The organism is Micromonospora echinofusca (genome assembly GCF_017614955.1).
Taxonomy (GTDB): Bacteria; Actinomycetota; Actinomycetes; order Mycobacteriales; family Micromonosporaceae; genus Micromonospora; species Micromonospora echinofusca_A.
Genome location: NZ_WVUH01000723.1, coordinates 1 through 599, shown reverse-complemented (window position 1 = coordinate 599; position 599 = coordinate 1). Strand labels below are relative to the sequence as shown.

Below are 599 nucleotides of genomic sequence, written 5' to 3'. Positions count from 1 at the left end.
ACTCTGAGTACATGCTCTGTCACCCAATGCGGTGCACGCAAGTAGGTAGACCGAATTGGGTAGACCTTGTTCTGCCTACGGTCGGGACATGAGTGAGGTACCCGGCCCGCTGGTCGGACCGCACGAGCTACAGGAGATGCTCGGCGTCGGGCGATCGCGCATGCGCCAGCTCATCCGCTACCCCACATTCCCCGCCCCGTTCCAGCGGCTGCACGGGACCACGGTCTGGCTACGCTCGGACGTCGAAGCCTGGATCAGCAGGTACCGGCAGCCCCGCCCGGACAGCGACGACGACCAGTCGTAGCTCAACCACCAACATCGACTCGGTTTTCCGGAGATCGGGGCATCGGAGTGCCCGCGATGGGCCGACTTCCTGAAAACTGAGCGCTGGGGACGCCCGCTCAGCACGGTGACGACGGATCAAGATCCACGCAATTTCCTGGAAACAGGGGTGTCGGGATGGCCGGGACAGCCCAGTTTCCCGGAAATTGCGTGGATCTTGCGGGACAAGCCCGGGTGAAGCATGCCGCTGGGGAGCGGGTGGATCACGCAGGCGGGGCGGGCCCAGGACGTGGAGCGCCTGTCAGGCGGGCGGGCCC

Annotated in this window: 1 protein-coding gene; it reads left to right on the top strand. The window is 65.4% G+C overall.

Annotated features, from left to right (window positions below; all coding sequences use genetic code 11):
- Positions 1-88 precede the first annotated feature (88 nt).
- Positions 89-304: a helix-turn-helix transcriptional regulator gene (locus GSF22_RS34090; protein WP_208817983.1), complete on the top strand. Its 216-nt coding sequence runs from the start codon at positions 89-91 to the stop codon at positions 302-304.
- The last annotated feature ends 295 nt before the right edge of the window (positions 305-599 follow it).